8 protein-coding genes are annotated in these 16588 nt (G+C 72.2%); 7 read left to right on the top strand and 1 reads right to left on the bottom strand.

Annotation, left to right across the window (positions count from 1 at the left end; genetic code table 11):
* Positions 1–83 precede the first annotated feature (83 nt).
* The 6 genes from polA to coaE all read left to right on the top strand — a co-directional run bounded on the left by polA (position 84) and on the right by coaE (position 9411).
* Positions 84–2774, top strand: a complete 2691-nt coding sequence (gene polA, locus ACQPXG_RS17110) for a DNA polymerase I (protein ID WP_433468682.1) — start codon at positions 84–86, stop codon at positions 2772–2774.
* 431 nt (positions 2775–3205) lie between these two features.
* Positions 3206–4348: a polysaccharide deacetylase family protein gene (locus ACQPXG_RS17115; protein ID WP_433468683.1), complete on the top strand. Its 1143-nt coding sequence runs from the start codon at positions 3206–3208 to the stop codon at positions 4346–4348.
* Positions 4349–4585: 237 nt separating this feature from the next.
* Entirely contained in the window at positions 4586–6067 is a 1482-nt protein-coding gene (rpsA, locus tag ACQPXG_RS17120; RefSeq protein WP_433468684.1) for a 30S ribosomal protein S1, read from the top strand.
* Positions 6068–6304: 237 nt separating this feature from the next.
* Positions 6305–8257 carry an endonuclease/exonuclease/phosphatase family protein gene (locus ACQPXG_RS17125; RefSeq protein ID WP_433468685.1) on the top strand — a complete coding sequence of 651 codons (1953 nt, stop codon included), beginning with the start codon at positions 6305–6307 and terminating at the stop codon, positions 8255–8257.
* Between the two features lie 37 nt (positions 8258–8294).
* A complete protein-coding gene (locus ACQPXG_RS17130; protein ID WP_433468686.1) occupies positions 8295–8786 on the top strand; it encodes a GNAT family N-acetyltransferase in 492 nt (163 codons plus the stop codon).
* Positions 8787–8811: 25 nt separating this feature from the next.
* On the top strand, positions 8812–9411 hold the full coding sequence (gene coaE, locus ACQPXG_RS17135) for a dephospho-CoA kinase (protein WP_433468687.1): 600 nt from the start codon (positions 8812–8814) through the stop codon (positions 9409–9411).
* Positions 9412–9422: 11 nt separating this feature from the next.
* On the opposite strand, the gene ACQPXG_RS17140 is transcribed toward coaE, so the two are convergent.
* Positions 9423–15293, bottom strand: a complete 5871-nt coding sequence (locus ACQPXG_RS17140) for a TIR domain-containing protein (RefSeq protein ID WP_433468688.1) — start codon at positions 15291–15293, stop codon at positions 9423–9425.
* 68 nt (positions 15294–15361) lie between these two features.
* On the opposite strand from ACQPXG_RS17140, the gene ACQPXG_RS17145 reads away from it, so the two are divergent.
* The gene (locus ACQPXG_RS17145) at positions 15362–16585 is read left to right on the top strand and encodes an SLC13 family permease (RefSeq protein WP_433468689.1); all 1224 of its coding nucleotides are present in this window, start codon (positions 15362–15364) and stop codon (positions 16583–16585) included.
* Positions 16586–16588: the final 3 nt, after the last annotated feature.

Below are 16588 nucleotides of genomic sequence, written 5' to 3' on the forward strand. Positions count from 1 at the left end.
CCGAGGTCCTCCGGGCTCACTCCGTCGGTGTCAGTCACTTACGCCTCCACAAAACTGTCGTACGCGCAGACTAGAGTCCTGGTGTGGTGACTACGGCAACGACCCCTGACAAGCGTGACCGGCTTCTCCTGCTCGACGGGCATTCACTGGCCTACCGGGCGTTCTTCGCGTTGCCCGTGGAGAACTTCTCCACCACCGACGGGCAGCCGACCAACGCCGTGTACGGCTTCACCTCGATGCTCATCAACGTCCTTCGCGACGAGCAGCCGACCCACATCGCGGTGGCGTTCGACCGCTCCGAGCCGACGTTCCGGCACGAGCAGTACGTGGAGTACAAGGCGGGCCGGCAGAAGACGCCGGACGAGTTCCGCAGCCAGGTCAGCCTGATCTTCGAGGTGCTGGACGCGCTGCGCATCCCGCGCATGTCGGTCGCCGGGTTCGAGGCCGACGACATCATCGCCACGCTGTCCGTCCAGGCCACGCAGGCCGGCCTGCAGACCCTGATCGTCACCGGCGACCGCGACGCTTTCCAGCTCGTCAACGACGACGTCACGATCCTCTACCCGGTCCGCGGCGTCTCCGAGCTGTCCCGGATGGACCCGGCGGCCGTCGAGGCCAAGTACGGCGTCCCGCCCGAGCGGTACCGGGAGCTGGCCGCGCTGGTCGGGGAGAGCAGCGACAACCTGCCCGGCGTCCCCGGCGTCGGCCCGAAGACCGCCGCCAAGTGGCTCACCAAGTACGGCGACCTCGACACCCTCGTCGCCCGGGTGGACGAGATCAAGGGCAAGGCCGGCGACAGCCTGCGCGAGCACCTGGCCGGGGTGCTGCGCAACCAGCAGATCAACAAGCTCGACACCGAGGTCGGGCTGGAGCTGACTCCGCCGCAGCTGACCATGGGCCAGTGGGACCGCGAGGAGATCCACACCCTGTTCGACTCGCTGCAGTTCCGGGTGCTGCGCGAACGGCTGTACTCCTCGATCTCCGCGGCCGAGCCGGAGGCCGACGAGGGCTTCGAGGTCGAGCTGGACCGGCTGGAGCCCGGCGCGCTCGGCGCCTGGCTGGACGTCAACGCCGGCGACCGCATCGGTATCGCCGTCACCGGCGCCTGGGGCCGCGGCACGGGCGAGATCACCGCGCTGGCGCTCGCGTCCAAGAAGGGCCCGGCCGTCCACCTGGATCCGGCCGAGCTCATCGAGGACGACGAGCGCGCCCTGGCCGCCTACTTCGCCGACACCGCTCGCCCGAAGGCGATCCATGAGGCCAAGGGGCCGATGCTGGCGTTCGCCGCGCGCGGCATCCGGCTGGAGGGCGTCACCAGCGACACCGCGCTCGCCGCGTATCTCGCGCTTCCGGGCCAGCGGACGTTCGACCTGGCCGACCTCGTCCTGCGCTACCTCCACCGTGAGCTGCGCAGCGAAACCGAGGACTCCGGGCAGCTGACCCTGGACGGTTCCGGTGAGGAAGAAGCCGCCGAGGCCCTCGCGGTCCGCGCGCGCGCCGTCACCGAGCTCGCGGACGTCCTCGACAAGGACCTCGACAAGCGCGGCGCCACCCGCCTGCTGCACGAGGTGGAGCTGCCGCTCGTCGGCGTCCTGGCCGACATGGAGCGCGCGGGCATCGCCGTGGACGCCGACCACCTCGCCGGGCTGTCCGCGTCCCTCGGCGGACAGGTCAAGGAACAGGAGCAGCAGGCCCACTCGGCGGTCGGGCACGAGTTCAACCTGGGCTCGCCCAAGCAGGTGCAGCAGGTCCTGTTCGACGAGCTGAACCTCCCCAAGACCAAGCGCACCAAGACGGGCTACACGACCGACTCAGAGGCCCTGACGACCCTCCTGGAGAAGGATGGCCACCCCGTTCTGGAGCACATCCTGAGGTGGCGGGAGGTCGCCAAGCTCAAGAGCATCGTCGACTCGCTCATCCCGATGGCCGACGACGCCGGGCGCATCCACACCACGTTCAACCAGATGATCGCCGCCACCGGGCGCCTGTCGTCGACCGACCCGAACCTGCAGAACATCCCGATCCGCACCGCCGAAGGCCGCCAGATCCGCGAGGCGTTCGTCGTCGGCGACCCCTACGAGTCCCTCCTCACCGCCGACTACTCGCAGATCGAGCTGCGCATCATGGCGCACCTGTCGGAGGACGACGCGCTCCTGGAGGCGTTCGGCTCCGGCGCCGACTTCCACACCATCACCGCGTCCCGCGTGTTCCAGCTGCCCCCCGAGCAGATCGACTCCGAGCTGCGCGCCCGCATCAAGGCCATGAACTACGGCCTCGCCTACGGCCTCTCGGCGTACGGCCTGTCCCAGCAGCTGCGGATCTCCCCGGACGAGGCGCGCGGCCTCATGGAGGAGTACTTCGAGCAGTTCGGCGGCGTCCGCGACTACCTGCGCGACATCGTCGCCAAGGCCCGGCAGGACGGCTACACCCAGACGATCCTGGGCCGCCGCCGCTACCTGCCCGACCTCAACTCCGACAACAGGCAGCGCCGCGAGATGGCCGAGCGGATGGCCCTCAACGCCCCCATCCAGGGCTCGGCCGCCGACATCATCAAGGTCGCCAGCCTGAACGTCGACCGCGCCCTCCGGGCCGCCGGCCTCACCTCCCGGATGCTCCTCCAGGTCCACGACGAACTCGTCTTCGAGGTGGCCCCCGGCGAGCTCGACGACCTCAAGGCCCTGGTCAGCTCCGAGATGGCCGCCGCCTACGAGCTCCGCGCCCCCCTGAGCGTCTCCATGGGCACCGGCCGCACCTGGCAAGACGCTGCTCATTAATTGCATTTCTCTCCTCCTTCGGGCCCTGGGGCCCTCCATCGTCGAGAAACGCGGTGCGATCGCTGGCATCGCTCCGTCTCGCCTGGCGGCTCGCTGCGCGATCAGGTTCTCGCAAGCTCGAACCTGCCTTCGGACGCGATCGCGACAATTCAGGTTGTTGCGGGGTTGCGGCGGTGGCTGAGGTCTGCGCAGTAGCGGGTGGCGCTTGCGGTTGTGGTGCATGGCGCTCGCGGTCGCCGGGTTGCTTCCGCTTGGTCCCGTCATCGCGCGGCAACGCGGATGAACACTCCGTAAATCGGTCTTGGTCGGATGTGGGGCGCGGTGGGAGTGGGACGTGGGGATCATGGGGGTACGACGGTAGGTGTCGTTAGATGTCCGGGGGGTCGTACGCTGTCCCCCTGGTCCTGTTCGGGTCGACCGGCGGGGGTACCGTGCCTCTCCTTCACAAGATCGCTGGAGTCGTGATCGTCTGCGCCGTGATCCTGGGGCTGACGCTCCCGGGGGAACGGAAGGGGCGCGACAAGGGCCACGTGGCCGGACGGGCCGGAGCCGCGTCCAAGGCGACGCCCGCGGCGGAGGCGGCCAAGGCGACCGGGGCGCCCGCGCCGGGCGGCTCCGCGTCGCCGGGGCCCGGGGGGAGCGCGTCGCCGTCGGTGTCGGCGACCGCGCCGATCGCCGCCGCGGCGCCGGCCGCGGCGGCGGCCAAGGCGAACGAGCTGGGGCAGGTCCCGGTGCTCATGTACCACCGGATCATGAAGAAGCCCGAGCTGTCGCTGGACCGGTCGTCCAAGGAGCTGTACGACGAGCTGACCGGGCTCGCCAAGGACGGCTACTACCCGATCACGGCGGCGGAGTTCACCGGCGGGCGGCTCGACGTGCCGGCCGGCAAGCACCCCGTGGTGCTGACGTTCGACGACAGCACGCCCGGGCACTTCGGGCTGGACGCGCAGGGGAACCCGAAGCCCGACACGGCCGTCGCGATCATCGAGCAGGTCGCCCGGGAGAACCCCGGGTTCCGGCCGGTGGCGACGTTCTACCTGAACAAGGAGCTGTTCGGGATGGACGAGGTACAGGCCGCCGCCGGGCTGAAGTGGCTCCTGCAGCACGGGTTCGAACTCGGCAACCACACCGTGACGCACCCCAGCCTTTCCGGCATGTCCGAAAAGGGGGTGCGCAAGGAGATCGGTGACATGGAGGACCGCATCGTCCGGCTCACCGGGACGCACACGGCCACGTTCGCGTACCCCTTCGGGGCGGTCCCGAAGAAGAAGGCGTGGGCCGAGAAGCAGGACGGCCGGTACGCCTTCCAGGGCCTGTTCCTCGCCGGCTGGCGGCCGTCCCTGTCCCCGTTCGACGCGGACTTCGACCGGTGGGACATCGACCGGGTACGCTCCGAGGGCAAGATCAAAGAGAACGACTGCACGAAGTACTGCTCCACCGCGTGGCTCGAATTCCTGGACAAGAACCCCGACGAGCGGTACACCTCTGACGGGGACCCGAACACCGTGACGTTTCCGAAGACGTCCGAGGACCGGATCGCCAAGCGGTACAGGCCCTGGGCCCGGACATACTGATCGCGGCCGCCGCGGGCGGATTGACCACGCGAGATCGGTCCCATATCCTGATCGCTGCGCTGTGGGCTTGCGCGCGCTTCGGACGGAGCAGGCTCGCGCTCGGTCAGGTCGGCGACAACGGTTCGGTTCACTGACGCGGCGGCGACCGCGTCCCATTCCGGTCTTCGGCAGGGCGGATAACGGCCCTCCGCGCATAACCCATACGACTTCCATGTCCGTACCGGAGCCAGCCGACACATGACGAGCAGCACCGAGGCCACCTCGACCACCCCGCAGGTAGCGGTCAACGACATCGGGTCCGAGGAAGCCTTCCTCGCAGCGATCGACGAGACCATCAAGTACTTCAACGACGGCGACATTGTCGAAGGCACTGTCGTCAAGGTCGATCGTGACGAGGTCCTCCTCGACATCGGCTACAAGACCGAGGGCGTCATCCCCTCGCGTGAGCTGTCCATCAAGCACGACGTCGACCCCAACGAGGTCGTCTCCACCGGAGACCACGTCGAGGCCCTCGTCCTCCAGAAGGAGGACAAGGAGGGCCGGCTGATCCTGTCCAAGAAGCGCGCCCAGTACGAGCGCGCCTGGGGCACGATCGAGAAGATCAAGGACGAGGACGGCATCGTCACCGGCACGGTCATCGAGGTCGTCAAGGGCGGTCTCATCCTCGACATCGGCCTGCGCGGCTTCCTGCCCGCGTCGCTGGTCGAGATGCGCCGGGTCCGCGACCTGCAGCCGTACGTCGGCCGCGAGCTCGAGGCCAAGATCATCGAGCTGGACAAGAACCGCAACAACGTGGTGCTGTCCCGCCGCGCCTGGCTGGAGCAGACGCAGAGCGAGGTCCGCCAGACCTTCCTCAACACCCTGCAGAAGGGCCAGGTCCGCAAGGGCGTCGTGTCGAGCATCGTCAACTTCGGCGCGTTCGTCGACCTCGGCGGCGTCGACGGCCTGGTGCACGTGTCCGAGCTGTCCTGGAAGCACATCGACCACCCGTCCGAGGTCGTCGAGGTCGGCCAGGAGGTCACGGTCGAGGTCCTGGACGTCGACATGGAGCGCGAGCGCGTCTCCCTGTCGCTCAAGGCGACCCAGGAAGACCCGTGGCAGCAGTTCGCCCGCACCCACCAGATCGGGCAGGTCGTCCCGGGCCGGGTCACCAAGCTGGTGCCGTTCGGCGCGTTCGTCCGCGTCGAGGAGGGCATCGAGGGCCTGGTGCACATCTCCGAGCTGGCCGAGCGGCACGTGGAGATCCCCGAGCAGGTCGTCCAGGTCGGCGACGAGATCTTCGTGAAGATCATCGACATCGACCTCGACCGGCGCCGGATCAGCCTGTCGCTCAAGCAGGCCAACGAGGGCGCCGCCGGGATCGAGGAAGAGGACTTCGACCCGACCCTGTACGGCATGCCGGCCGAGTACGACGACCAGGGCAACTACAAGTACCCCGAGGGCTTCGACGCCGACACCGGCGAGTGGCTGGAGGGCTTCGACGAGCAGCGCGAGACCTGGGAGCGGCAGTACGCCGAGGCCCGCGGCCGCTTCGACGCCCACCGCAAGCAGATCGAGGAGGCCCGCAAGGCCGAGGCCGAGGCGGGCGCCGAGCCCGCCGCGACCGGCGGCGGCGAGACCTCCTACTCCGGCGGCGGCGAGAGCGAGTCCGGCGGTGGCGCCCTCGCCACCGACGAGGCGCTCGCCGCGCTGCGGGAGAAGCTCTCCGGCGGCCAGTGACGGTCCGCTGACGCGCGCAGGCCGCGCGGCCCGCTCCGGCGGTTCCGCGCGGCCGGCCGGTGACATCCTGAACACGGCCGGAGAACGATCTTCTGGATCGGCCTCCGGCCGTGCTTCGGTTGCGTCACCATGACTGCGGAGGCATGACTCCGGCGAGGCGCGCGTCGGCCCGCGTCACCCCCCGAATGCGCACGCCCGTCCCGTAGGTCCGCTCGTCCCCCGGGAGCAGTCGTTCAATTGGCCAGCACAGACGTAGGCACCAGGACCGGCGGCCCCGCCGCGGCCGGCACCCCGATCGTCCCGCAGGGCCCGGCCAGGCTGGCCCTGATCGCCGTGACCGTCGCGGTGCTCGCGCAGACGCTGCGGTTCTCCCTGCCGCAACTCGACCACTTCGCCGACGAGGCCGGGACCGCGGCCGCCGCCGCCGGCGTGCTGGTCGTCTATCTCGCCGGGGCCACCGCCCCGCTGATCCGCCGCCTCGGCGGCCCCCGCGCGCTGCTGCTGACCGGCGTCGGCGGGCTGTTCGCCGTCCGGCTCCTCGCGCAGGCCATCGACCCGCGCACCTGGCTGGCGTTCGCCGGCACCGCCATCGGCATGATCGCCGTCGCGGCGCTGTACGAGGGCGCCCGCGGCCTGTCCGGGGTCGGCTTCGCCACCGCCACCGTCGCGGGCCTGGCCATCGACGGCGCCGTCCGGATGTGCTTCGCCACCTGGGATCCGGTGTGGCGCGACGGCATCGGCCCCTGGCTGGCCTGCCTGGCGTTCGTCGGCGTCGGCGCCGCCGCGCTCTACCGCGAGCTCGCGTCCGGGCCCGTCACCGCGCCCGGCGTCTCCTGGCGGGACGCGCTCGGCGCCGCGGCGTTCGGGCCGTTCCTCGCGCTGCAGATCCTCGTCCTCGCCAGCCCCGCCTTCGTGGCGTCGTCCGGGTGGCAGTCACTGACCGGGGCGCACATCGCGATCGTCATCGGGCAGGGCCTCGCGCTGGCGTTCCTCGCCTCCGGGCTCGCCGTCCGGGCCGTGCCGGGCGGCGTGTGCGTGCTCGGCGGCACCGTCCTCGGGGTCGGCGCCGGCGCCGTCGCCGGGACCTACGCGATCTCCGGCATCGAGGTCGTCCCCGTCGTGATCGTCGGGCATGTGCTGTCGGCGTGGCTGCTGGCGGTGGCGTGCCGGGCGCCGCTGCGCCGCGCCGGGACCGGCGGGCCGGTCTGGCGGGTGGACGCCGGCGCCGCGGCCGGCGGCCTGCTCATCGCGGTGATCCTCGTCCCGTACCAGGTCAGCGCCGTGTCGCCGCTGCCGGTGCCGAACAACGTGCTGCCCGGCCTCGCCGGGATCCTGCTCGGCGCACTCGCCGCGATCGCGGCGGCCCGCGGCGGCCCGCTGCCCGCCCGCGCCCCGCTGCGCGCCGTCACCGCCGGCGCCGCCGCGCTGGTGCTGCTGGCCGGCACCCTCGTGTTCACCGTCGCCGCGCCGGACGGCAAGGCTCCGGCGGCGCCCGTCCCCGGCCAGGTCCGGGTGCTCAGCTACAACATCCACGACGCGGTGAACCAGTCGGGGCGGCTCGACCCGGAGGGCGTCGCCCGGGTCATCGAGGGGCAGAAGGCCCAGGTCGTGCTGCTGCAGGAGGCCGGCCGCGGGTCGCTGCTGTCGGGGACCACCGACGTCGGGGTGTGGCTGTCCCGGCGCCTCGGCATGCGGCTGATCTGGGGGCCCGCCGCCGACGGCCAGTTCGGCAACGCGATCCTCACGTCGCTGCCGGTGCGCAGCTCCGGGACGGGCCGGATGCGCAAGGGCGACTGGTCGCAGATCCGCGGCTACGTGTGGGCGCGGCTCGGCGTCGGCGGCACCACGATGGACGTGTGGTCGACGCATCTGGAGGGCGGCGACGACCAGGCCGGCGAGCGGTCCCGCGAGATCGCGACGCTGCTGCGGGCCTGGGGCGGCGCGCCCCGCACCCTCATCGGCGGCGACTTCAACGCGGGCGCCGGCAGCGCCGAGCTCGACGCGATGACCGACGGCACCGACCTGCGCAACGCCGCCATCGGCGGCGAGCCGTATCCGACCCGGTCCGACGGTGCGAGCACCGACTGGGTCTTCGGGTCGGACGGCGTCATGGTCACCGACTACGACGTGCCGGTGTCGGACGCCTCCGATCACTATCCGGTCGCGGTGACCGTCCGGATCGGGCGGTGAGCCGACCGGACGGCCGTGCGCCGCTAGGGTCGTGCTCATGAGCGAAGCGACGGTCGTGATCGAGCGCGCCGGCCCCGGCGACGCGGGCGAGGTGATGACCGTCCAGCGGGCCGCGTACGTGGCGGAGGCGCAGCTGTACGGCGACCCGTTCATCCCGCCGCTGGTGGAGTCGGCCGAGCAGCTGCGGAAGGTGCTGTCCGGCGACGCCGTGGTGCTGAAGGCGGTGCTGGACGGCCGGGTCGTCGGCGCCGTTCGCGCCCAGTTCAGCGACCACACGTGCCTGGTCGGGCGGCTCGTCGTCGTCCCCGACCTGCAGGGCCGCGGCATCGGCCGGCGGCTGCTGGCGGCACTGGAGGACGAGATCGCCGGGCGCGCCGACGCGTGCGTCCTCTTCACCGGCCACCTCAGCGAGGCCAACCTGCGCCTGTACCGCCGCCTCGGCTACAGCGAGACGCACCGGGAACGCGTGGCGGCGCACCTCACGCTCGTGCACATGCGCAAACCCCTCGTCCCCGCCGAAACCGCCTAGCGGGCGCGCCGCTAGGGTGAGCCGCGTGCTGAAAGTGGGACTCACCGGCGGTATCGGGTCGGGCAAGAGCGAGGTGTCGGCGCGGCTCGCCGGACACGGCGCGCTGGTCATCGACGCCGACAAGATCGCCCGCGAGGTCGTGGAGCCGGGCACGCCGGGCCTCGCCGCCGTCGTGGCGGAGTTCGGCGAGGACGTGCTGCTGCCGTCCGGCGCCCTCGACCGCGAGAAGGTCGGCCGCATCGTGTTCGGCGACCGCGACCGCCTCGCCGCGCTGAACGCGATCGTCCACCCGCTGGTGGGGGAGCGGATGCAGGAGTTGATGGACGCGGCCCCCGCCGATGCCGTCGTCGTCTACGACGTGCCCCTCCTCGCGGAGAACGGCCTCGCCGGCATGTACGACGAGGTCGTCGTCGTGGACGCGCCGGAGGAGGCCCAGCTCGACCGCCTGGTGGCCCGCCGCGGCATGACGGAGGAGGACGCCCGCGCGCGGATGGCCAGCCAGGCGTCCAGGGAGGACCGCCGCGCCGTCGCCACCCGCGTCATCGACAACTCCGGCACCCTCGGCGATCTGAAGACCCAGGTCGACTCCCTCTGGGAATCCCTCACCCGCCGCGCCGGGTCCTAGGAAGCGGCGTCCTAGAACGGGGCGTCGAGGGGGAGGCGGTGGACCTCCGGCAGGTAGGCGTCGAGTTCGCCGGGTTCGAAGCGGCACATGCCGACGGCGTACCAGAACTCGGCGGTGGCGTTGCCCTCCCACTTGTAGCGGCCGTCGGGGGCCAGGGCGGCCCAGCCTTCGGCCAGGCCGAGAAGGGTCGCGTGGCGCGCGGGCGCTTCCCGGTCGGTGACGTCCCAGAGGATGATGGCTCCGTCGTCGCCCGCGGTGGCGAGGAGGGAGCCGTCGGGGCTGAACGCGGCCGACCAGACGCGGCGGGTGTGGCCCGGGAGGGTGTGCAGGAGGCGCCCGTCGGCCGGGTTCCAGAGCCGCACGACCATGTCGTCGCCCGCGCTGGCGAGCATGGCTCCGGACGGGTGGAACGCGGTCGTCCATAGGCGTCCGGTGTGGCCGGTCAGCGTGTGCAGTGCTTCACCGGTGGCCGGGTCCCAGAGCCGGACGGTGCCGTCGTTGCTCGCGCTGGCGAGGGTGTCGCCGGATGGTGAGAACGCCACCCGGTAGACGCGGTCGGTGTGGCCGCGCAGCGCGGCGGTGAGTTCGCCCGTGCGGGGGTGCCAGAGCCGGACGACGCCGTCGTCGCAACCGGTGGCGACGAGGGCGCCGCTGGGCTGGAAGTCGATGGAGCGGACGCGGCCCCGGTGGTCGGCCAGGTTGACGGTCTCGCGGCCGGTCGTCCAGAACCACAGCCGCACGGAGTCGTCGTCGTTGGCGGTGGCGAGGACGTCCCCGGCGGGTGCGAACGCCTGTGCCCAGACGTGGTCGGTCTCGACGTTAAGCTCGCGTTCGAACGTGCCGGTCCCGGCCTGCCACAGGTGGACGCCGCCGTCGTTGGTGGCGGTGGCGAGCTGGGAGTCGCGGGTGTTGAACGAGGCGGAGGTCAGGTTGTCGGCGACGCCGCGCAGCTCCCGGATCATCCGGCCGGAGCGCGGGTCCCAGAGCCGGACGAGGCCGTCGTTGCCGCTGCTCGCGAGCAGGCCGCCGTCCGGGCTGAACGCGACGCCGGTGACGCGGCGGCCGTGGCCGCGCAGCACGACGCGGCACTGCCCGGTCTCGGCGTCCCACAGCCGGGCCGTGCCGTCGTTGCTGCTGGTGGCGAGCTGGGCGCCGTCCGGGCGGAACGCGAACGGCCACACGGCGCCGCGATGCCCGGCCAGTTCGAGGCGCTGCCGGCCGGTCTCGGGGTCCCACAGGCGGACGGACCCGGCGCTGTCGGCGGTGGCGAGGCGGCCGCCGTCCGGGCTGAAGGTCGCCTGGTAGATGCCGCCGCCGTGGCCCGAGAGGACGTTGCGTCGCCGGCCGTCCTCCCAGATACGGACGGATCCGTCGGTGTCGCCGGTGACGAGGAGGTTCCCGCCGGGGTGGAACGCGATGGCGTAGACGCGTCCGGTGTGGCCGAGGAGTTCCTGCCTGATCTCGCCCGTGCGGATGTCCCACAGGCGGACGACGCCGGCCTCGTCCCCGGCGGCGAGCAGGGAGCCGTCCGGGTGGAACACGGCGCGGAACACGGCGCCGCGGTGGCCGGTCAGCTCGCGGCGGAGCGCACCGGTGATGAGGTCCCAGACGCGCAGCGTGCCGCCGGAGTCGCCGGTGACCATGAGCGAGCCGGCGGGGTCGAACACGGCGGTGTAGACGGGAGCGGTGTGTCCTGACAGCTCGTGCAGGAGGGCGCCGGACGCGGCGTCCCACACGCGGACGGTCCCGTCCGCGGCGCCGGCCGCGACGAGGTCGGTGCCCGACGGGGAACGTCCTCCGACCACGACGGGCCAGACGCCTTCAGGGTGGACGGTGAAGGTGTGCTCGGTGTGGCCGGTGGCGAGGTCCCACAGGCGGACGGTGCCGTCGGCGGATCCGCTCGCCAGCAGGTTTCCCGCGGTGTCGAAGGCGACCGCGTAGGCGCGGTCGGTGTGGCCTTCGAGGTTGCGCAGGGGCGTGCCGGTGACGGCGTCGCAGATGAGGACACCGCCGTCCTCACCGCCCACGGCCAGGACGGAGCCTCCCGGGCTGTAGGCGAGCGGCTGCGGGAGGCGGCTGGTCTGGAAGTGGAACCCGTACGGGACGCCTACGCCGGCCGGTGCGACCTGGATGTCGATGGGACGGCCAGGTGCGATGGCGGCCTCGCGCAGTTCGGGGGCGGCGGCGATCCGGTCGGGCAGGTCGGCGTCGACGAGGGCGGCGCGCGTCCAGCGGCTGCCGTCCACGGAGACGTCGCGAAGGTCGGCGCGGGCGAGGCGGGCACGGGACAGGTCGGCGCCGCGGAGGTCGGCGCCGGTCAGCCTGGCCTCGTCCAGGCGTGCCCCGGCCAGCGACGCGTCCCGCAGGACGGCACGCGAGAGGTTCGCGCCGACGAGTTGGGCGTCGGTGAGGTCGGCACCCGTCAGGTCGACCTCCTGCAAGTCGCGGTAGGACAGGTCCTCGCCTTGCAGGCGCGCGCCGCGCAGGTCGGTGTGCGCGGGGGTGCGCAGCCGTGTCGTGATGCGGATCGCGTTGGCGCGGGCTGTGTCGGCGGCGTCGGGATCGGCGAGCACGCCGGCGGTCCACTCCTGGCAGGCGCGGGTGTCGGCGAGGTCGCAAAGGAAGTCGACGGTGAGCTGGGTCAGCGCGCGGCGGCCCAGGGCGGCCGGTGCCGCGCCCCTGGCGAACTCGTCCGCGATGTGCCGCGCGACCAGCCACTCCATCACCGATGTGTGGATGAAGCCGAACAGCCCCTCGGGCGTGCGGACGAGCAGGCTCCCGGCGCCGACGGCGTGCGTCACCTGGTGCGGTGACATCCGTCCGTCGGCGAGCCCGGTGAGGGTGTCGGCGACGTCGGACAGCTCCGCGAGACGCAGGAACTGCTCCTCGCCCTCCCACAGCCGCAGCGCGAGCGTGCCCACGGCCTGCCACATGTCCTCGGCCTTCAGCCCGGACGGCCCGCCCGCCCCGCCGACCCGGTCGGCCTCGTACGCGAGCCACGACGACAGGATCTCGTGGTAGAGGTCGGCGGGGCTGACGGCCCGGCGGGCCTGCGCGACCGAGCGCAGCCGGTGGTCGGGCAGGTCGGCGATGAAGGAGAGCATGCGCGGGTTGGACGTCAGCGCCAGCAGCTCCTCGATCCCCGCGAGCAGACTCAGCCGCGCCTCCGCGGCCTCTTCGTCCCCGTACCGGTTCACCAGGTACGAACGGACCTGCGGTGGCGCGAACTCCTCCAGGCCGAGGACGCGCCGGTGCGGCAGCACGCCGACCTTCTCGCCGAGGGCCGTCAGCACCTGCGCCTGGGACTTGAAGTGCTGCGTGCGGCTCGCCACCACGATCTTCGCCTTGTCCTGGGCGGCCTGCAGCAGCGTGTCGAGGTGGTCGGCGGCCTGGTCGTAGGTCATCCGCGTCACCAGCTCGTCGAACCCGTCGAAGAGCAGGACGATGCGCCCTTGGCGGAGCATGTAGTGGAACGCCTTGAGGTCGATCAGCTCCTCGCCGTGGTTGGCCAGGTGCGCGGCGACCAGGCCGTCCACCGAGTGCGCCTTGTCGAGGGCCCGCAGCTCGATGAGGATCGGGATCACGTGCGGCAGCTCTTGCGGGATGCGGCGGGCGAGCTCGCGCAGGGCGAACGTCTTGCCGCGGCCGAAGTCGCCCAGCAGGAGGAGGAAGCGCCCGTGGTCCGCGGCGAGGAGCCGCAGCATCTCGCCGACGACGTCCTCGTGGACGTCCGTCGCCGAACCCGCCCCTTCGTCGCCGCCCGTCTCCGGCTCCGGGCGGAAGCGGTCGAGTTCCCGGTAGCGCTGGGGGACGTACAGCGACGGCGGGTAGAGCCCTCCGGCGGAGAGGCGCCCCGTCTGGGCGGTCACGTACTCCGACAGGTCGACGAGCCCCTGGAACTCGGTGAGGCTGCGTACCCGCACGCCGCGCCGGAGCGCGTCGTCGCGCACGGACCGTGCCGGCGCGGGCCCCAGGTACACCAGTTCCGAGCCATGGTCGGTTCCGTCGGCGTGCACGTGCCTGACGAACGCGTCCACGTCCGCCTCTGTCACCTGCCCCACATGGGCGCCGATGCGGTACTGGCGGACGAACCCGTCCTCCATGTGGGTGAGGAGCAGGTGCGGCGGGTCTGACCGGCCGTCCTCGCGTGCGGGCGGGACGATGCGGCGGATGGTCGCGCGTTCGAAACGCGTCTCGCACGCCTCCGTCAGCCGGTCGAGGAGCTGTGCGGTGGGGTCGGGGACGGGGTCGGCGGTGCCCTGCGCTCCGGGGCCCAGTTCCGGGACGGGCGGCGCCGGAGGGGTCTCGCTGCGCGGCGGCGGGAACGTTCCGTCGATGCTCTGCCAGGACCGTTCGAGGCGTTCCGGTCCGCGCCTGGCGGCGTCCTCCGGAATCCACCGTTCCAGGCCGTCCCGGTTGACGACGACGATCTGGTGGCGGCCCGGGCCCAGTGCGGGGACCGATGGGACGCCGCTGCCGCCGAGCAGGGGGATGGCGCCGAAATCCGACTCCGTCCCCTGGAAGAACAGGTTGATGTGGGAGGCGAGGAGCGTCTCCACCGTCTCGGGGTCGCGCAGCGCGCCGGGCTCGCCGGCGATGGGGGTGTGCTGGACGGCGCCCAGGCGCAGCCAGCCCTCGTCCTCGAAATGCCGCAGCCGCTCGTTGAACCAGGCCGCCTGCGCCTGGCCGACGCGCCCGTACCGGTCCTCCTCGCGGTGGGTCTGCGGCAGGGTCGAGTTGAGCCCGGCCACCACCACCTTGAGGTCCGGGACGGGGAAAAGCGTCCACGGCTGGGCGCTGTCGAAGATGAGGGCGTCGATGCCCTGGTAGAACTCCTTGAAAAGGCCCGCGTAGTGCCGCCACTTCGGCCAGTACGGCGGCTGCGGCTCGATGTCGTCGGCCTCGCAGCTGGAGAAGTACGCCTGGCATGCCGCGCGGGTGACGTCATGGGTCCCCGGCACGACCACGACGCGCTGCGCCTCCAGGCCCAGCAGCGCGCGCAGGCTCGTCAGGAACGCCAGCGCCTCGGCGAACTCCTTGCGGCTGCCGGAGTGGGTGATGTCGCCGCTCACGACGAGCAGGTCGGGACGGGGCACGCCGGAGTCGGCCAGCCGTGTCACGTCGCTCCAGATCCGGTCCTGGAGCTCGGTGGCCGTCGTCGGCTCGCCGGGCTCGGCGAGCGTCCGGCCGAACCGGGGCCCGGAGACGTGCAGGACGCTCAGCCGGTCGCGCGGCCCGTGCCCGGCGTCGGCCGCGGGGAACGCCGGCGCGGCGACCGGCGCCCGCCGGACCGGACGCTCCCCGGTCGGCTCCGGCCGCCCGGAACCGTCCCGCGGGCCGTCAGTCTCCTCCAGACGCCCCGGAAGCGGCTCCCGGCCACCGGGAAGCGGTCCCGGGCGGCCGGGCCCGGCTCCGGGGAAACCAGGGCCGTTCAGCGGCCGGGCGTGGCCGGCGAGGGACTCCTGGATGCGCCGCATCAGCAGCTGGCGCGCCTCGTCCGGGTCGTCGATCCCCACCAGGTCCACGTAGGTGATCGTGGACAGCAGCCCGTCGATCGGGCAGTCCTCGATGCGCACCGTGACCAGCTTGCGCGCGGGGTCGTCGGGGTCGGCCCGCAGCGCCGCCATCCACTCCAGCCGCCCGTACCTGGAGCGCAGGTAGTTGCGCGACAGCACCGCCACCACAGCCTTGGCCTCCGACAGGCCGCGGTCCATGAAGTCGATGAAGTTGGTCCCGGGCACGAAGTCCCACGCCTGCATCATCGTTCGATGCCCCGCGGCCTCCAGCTGCCACGCGATCCAGGACGCCCACCGTTCGTCGGCCGGCGAGTAGCTGATGAAGAAGTCGGTCGGGCGCTCCTGGGGGTGGCCGGGGGTCGTCATTGCGCCAGTATCGCGCGACGGCGGCACCGGCGGAGGCGCGCCGGGCCGCCTATGGGATCATGACGCGCGTGCCGCCCCCGACCGAGCCCCTCCGCCGCGCCGTCGGTTCCCTGGGCGTTCTCGACTGGATCCGCATCGCCGTGCTCGTGCTCGGTGTCGTGTTCGTGGCCACCGGTCTGCTGCCCGCCGACACGGCCCGCTCGAGCATCGGGCGGATCGCGCCCCTGCTGCTCTTCCTGTTCAGCGTCATCATCCTGGCGGAGCTCACCAAGGAGGCCGGGGTCTTCGACGCGATCGCCCAGCGCATGGCGCGGGCGGGGCGCGGAAACTACGTCGCACTGTTCCTGCTCTGCGTGGCGTTCGCGTCACTGACGACCATCTTCCTCAACCTCGACACGACCGCGGTACTGCTGACCCCGGTCATGCTGGCGCTGGCGGCGCGCGCGCGGATCGCGACCCTCCCGCTGGCCATGACGACGGTGTGGCTGGCCAACACGGCGAGCCTCCTGCTGCCCGTGTCGAATCTGACCAACCTGCTCGCCGCCGACCGGGTCGCGCTGGAGACGCGCGCGTTCGCGGCCCGCATGTGGGCGCCGCAGCTGGCGGTCCTGGCCGTCACGATGGCGCTGCTGTGGGTGTTCTACTGGCGGCGGTCGGCGCGCGGCGCGGACGTGTACGATCCGCCCGACCCAATTCCCGTCCGGGACCGGGTGCTGTTCTCGGCCACCGCGGTCGCGTGCCTGCTGTTCATCGGGGCGATCCTCGCCGGCGTGCACACCGGGATCCAGCTCGGCCTCGCCGCGACCGCCGCCGCCGCCGTGGCCGTGGCGGCCTTCGCCGTGCGCGACCGGTCGGTCCTGCGTCCTGTGCTCATCCCGTGGCAGCTCATGGTGTTCGTCACCGGCCTCTTCCTCGTCGTCCCCACTCTGGAACGGTTCGGGCTGGACGACGTGATGCGCGGCCTGGTGGGCCACGACGACGGTGTGGCGGGGGCGTTCCGGGCCGCGTTCTCCGGGGCGGGGCTGTCGAACGTCCTCAACAACCTGCCCGCATACGTGGCGGGGGAGTCGGCCGTGCCCGCCTCGAACAAGGACCAGCTGCTCTCTCTGCTCGTCGGGACGAACGTGGGGCCGGTCATCACCCCCTGGGGATCGCTGGCCACGCTGCTGTGGTTCGAGTGGTGCCGCCGTTGGGACGTCCGTGTGCCGATGCGGAGATTCGTGCTGTCCGGGACGGCACTGGCCGTGGCGGGCTGTGCGGCGGCCGTGGGGGCCCTCCTGCTCACCCGGTAGGGC

The organism is Spirillospora sp. CA-128828, from assembly GCF_050945415.1.
Taxonomy (GTDB): domain Bacteria; phylum Actinomycetota; class Actinomycetes; order Streptosporangiales; family Streptosporangiaceae; genus Spirillospora.

Coding starts and splice junctions, on each gene's coding strand:
- rpsA (WP_433468684.1), top strand. CDS start 4,586: ATGACGAGCAGCACCGAGGCCACCTCGACCACCCCGCAGGTAGCGGTC.
- ACQPXG_RS17130 (WP_433468686.1), top strand. CDS start 8,295: ATGAGCGAAGCGACGGTCGTGATCGAGCGCGCCGGCCCCGGCGACGCG.
- ACQPXG_RS17140 (WP_433468688.1), bottom strand. CDS start 15,293: ATGACGACCCCCGGCCACCCCCAGGAGCGCCCGACCGACTTCTTCATC.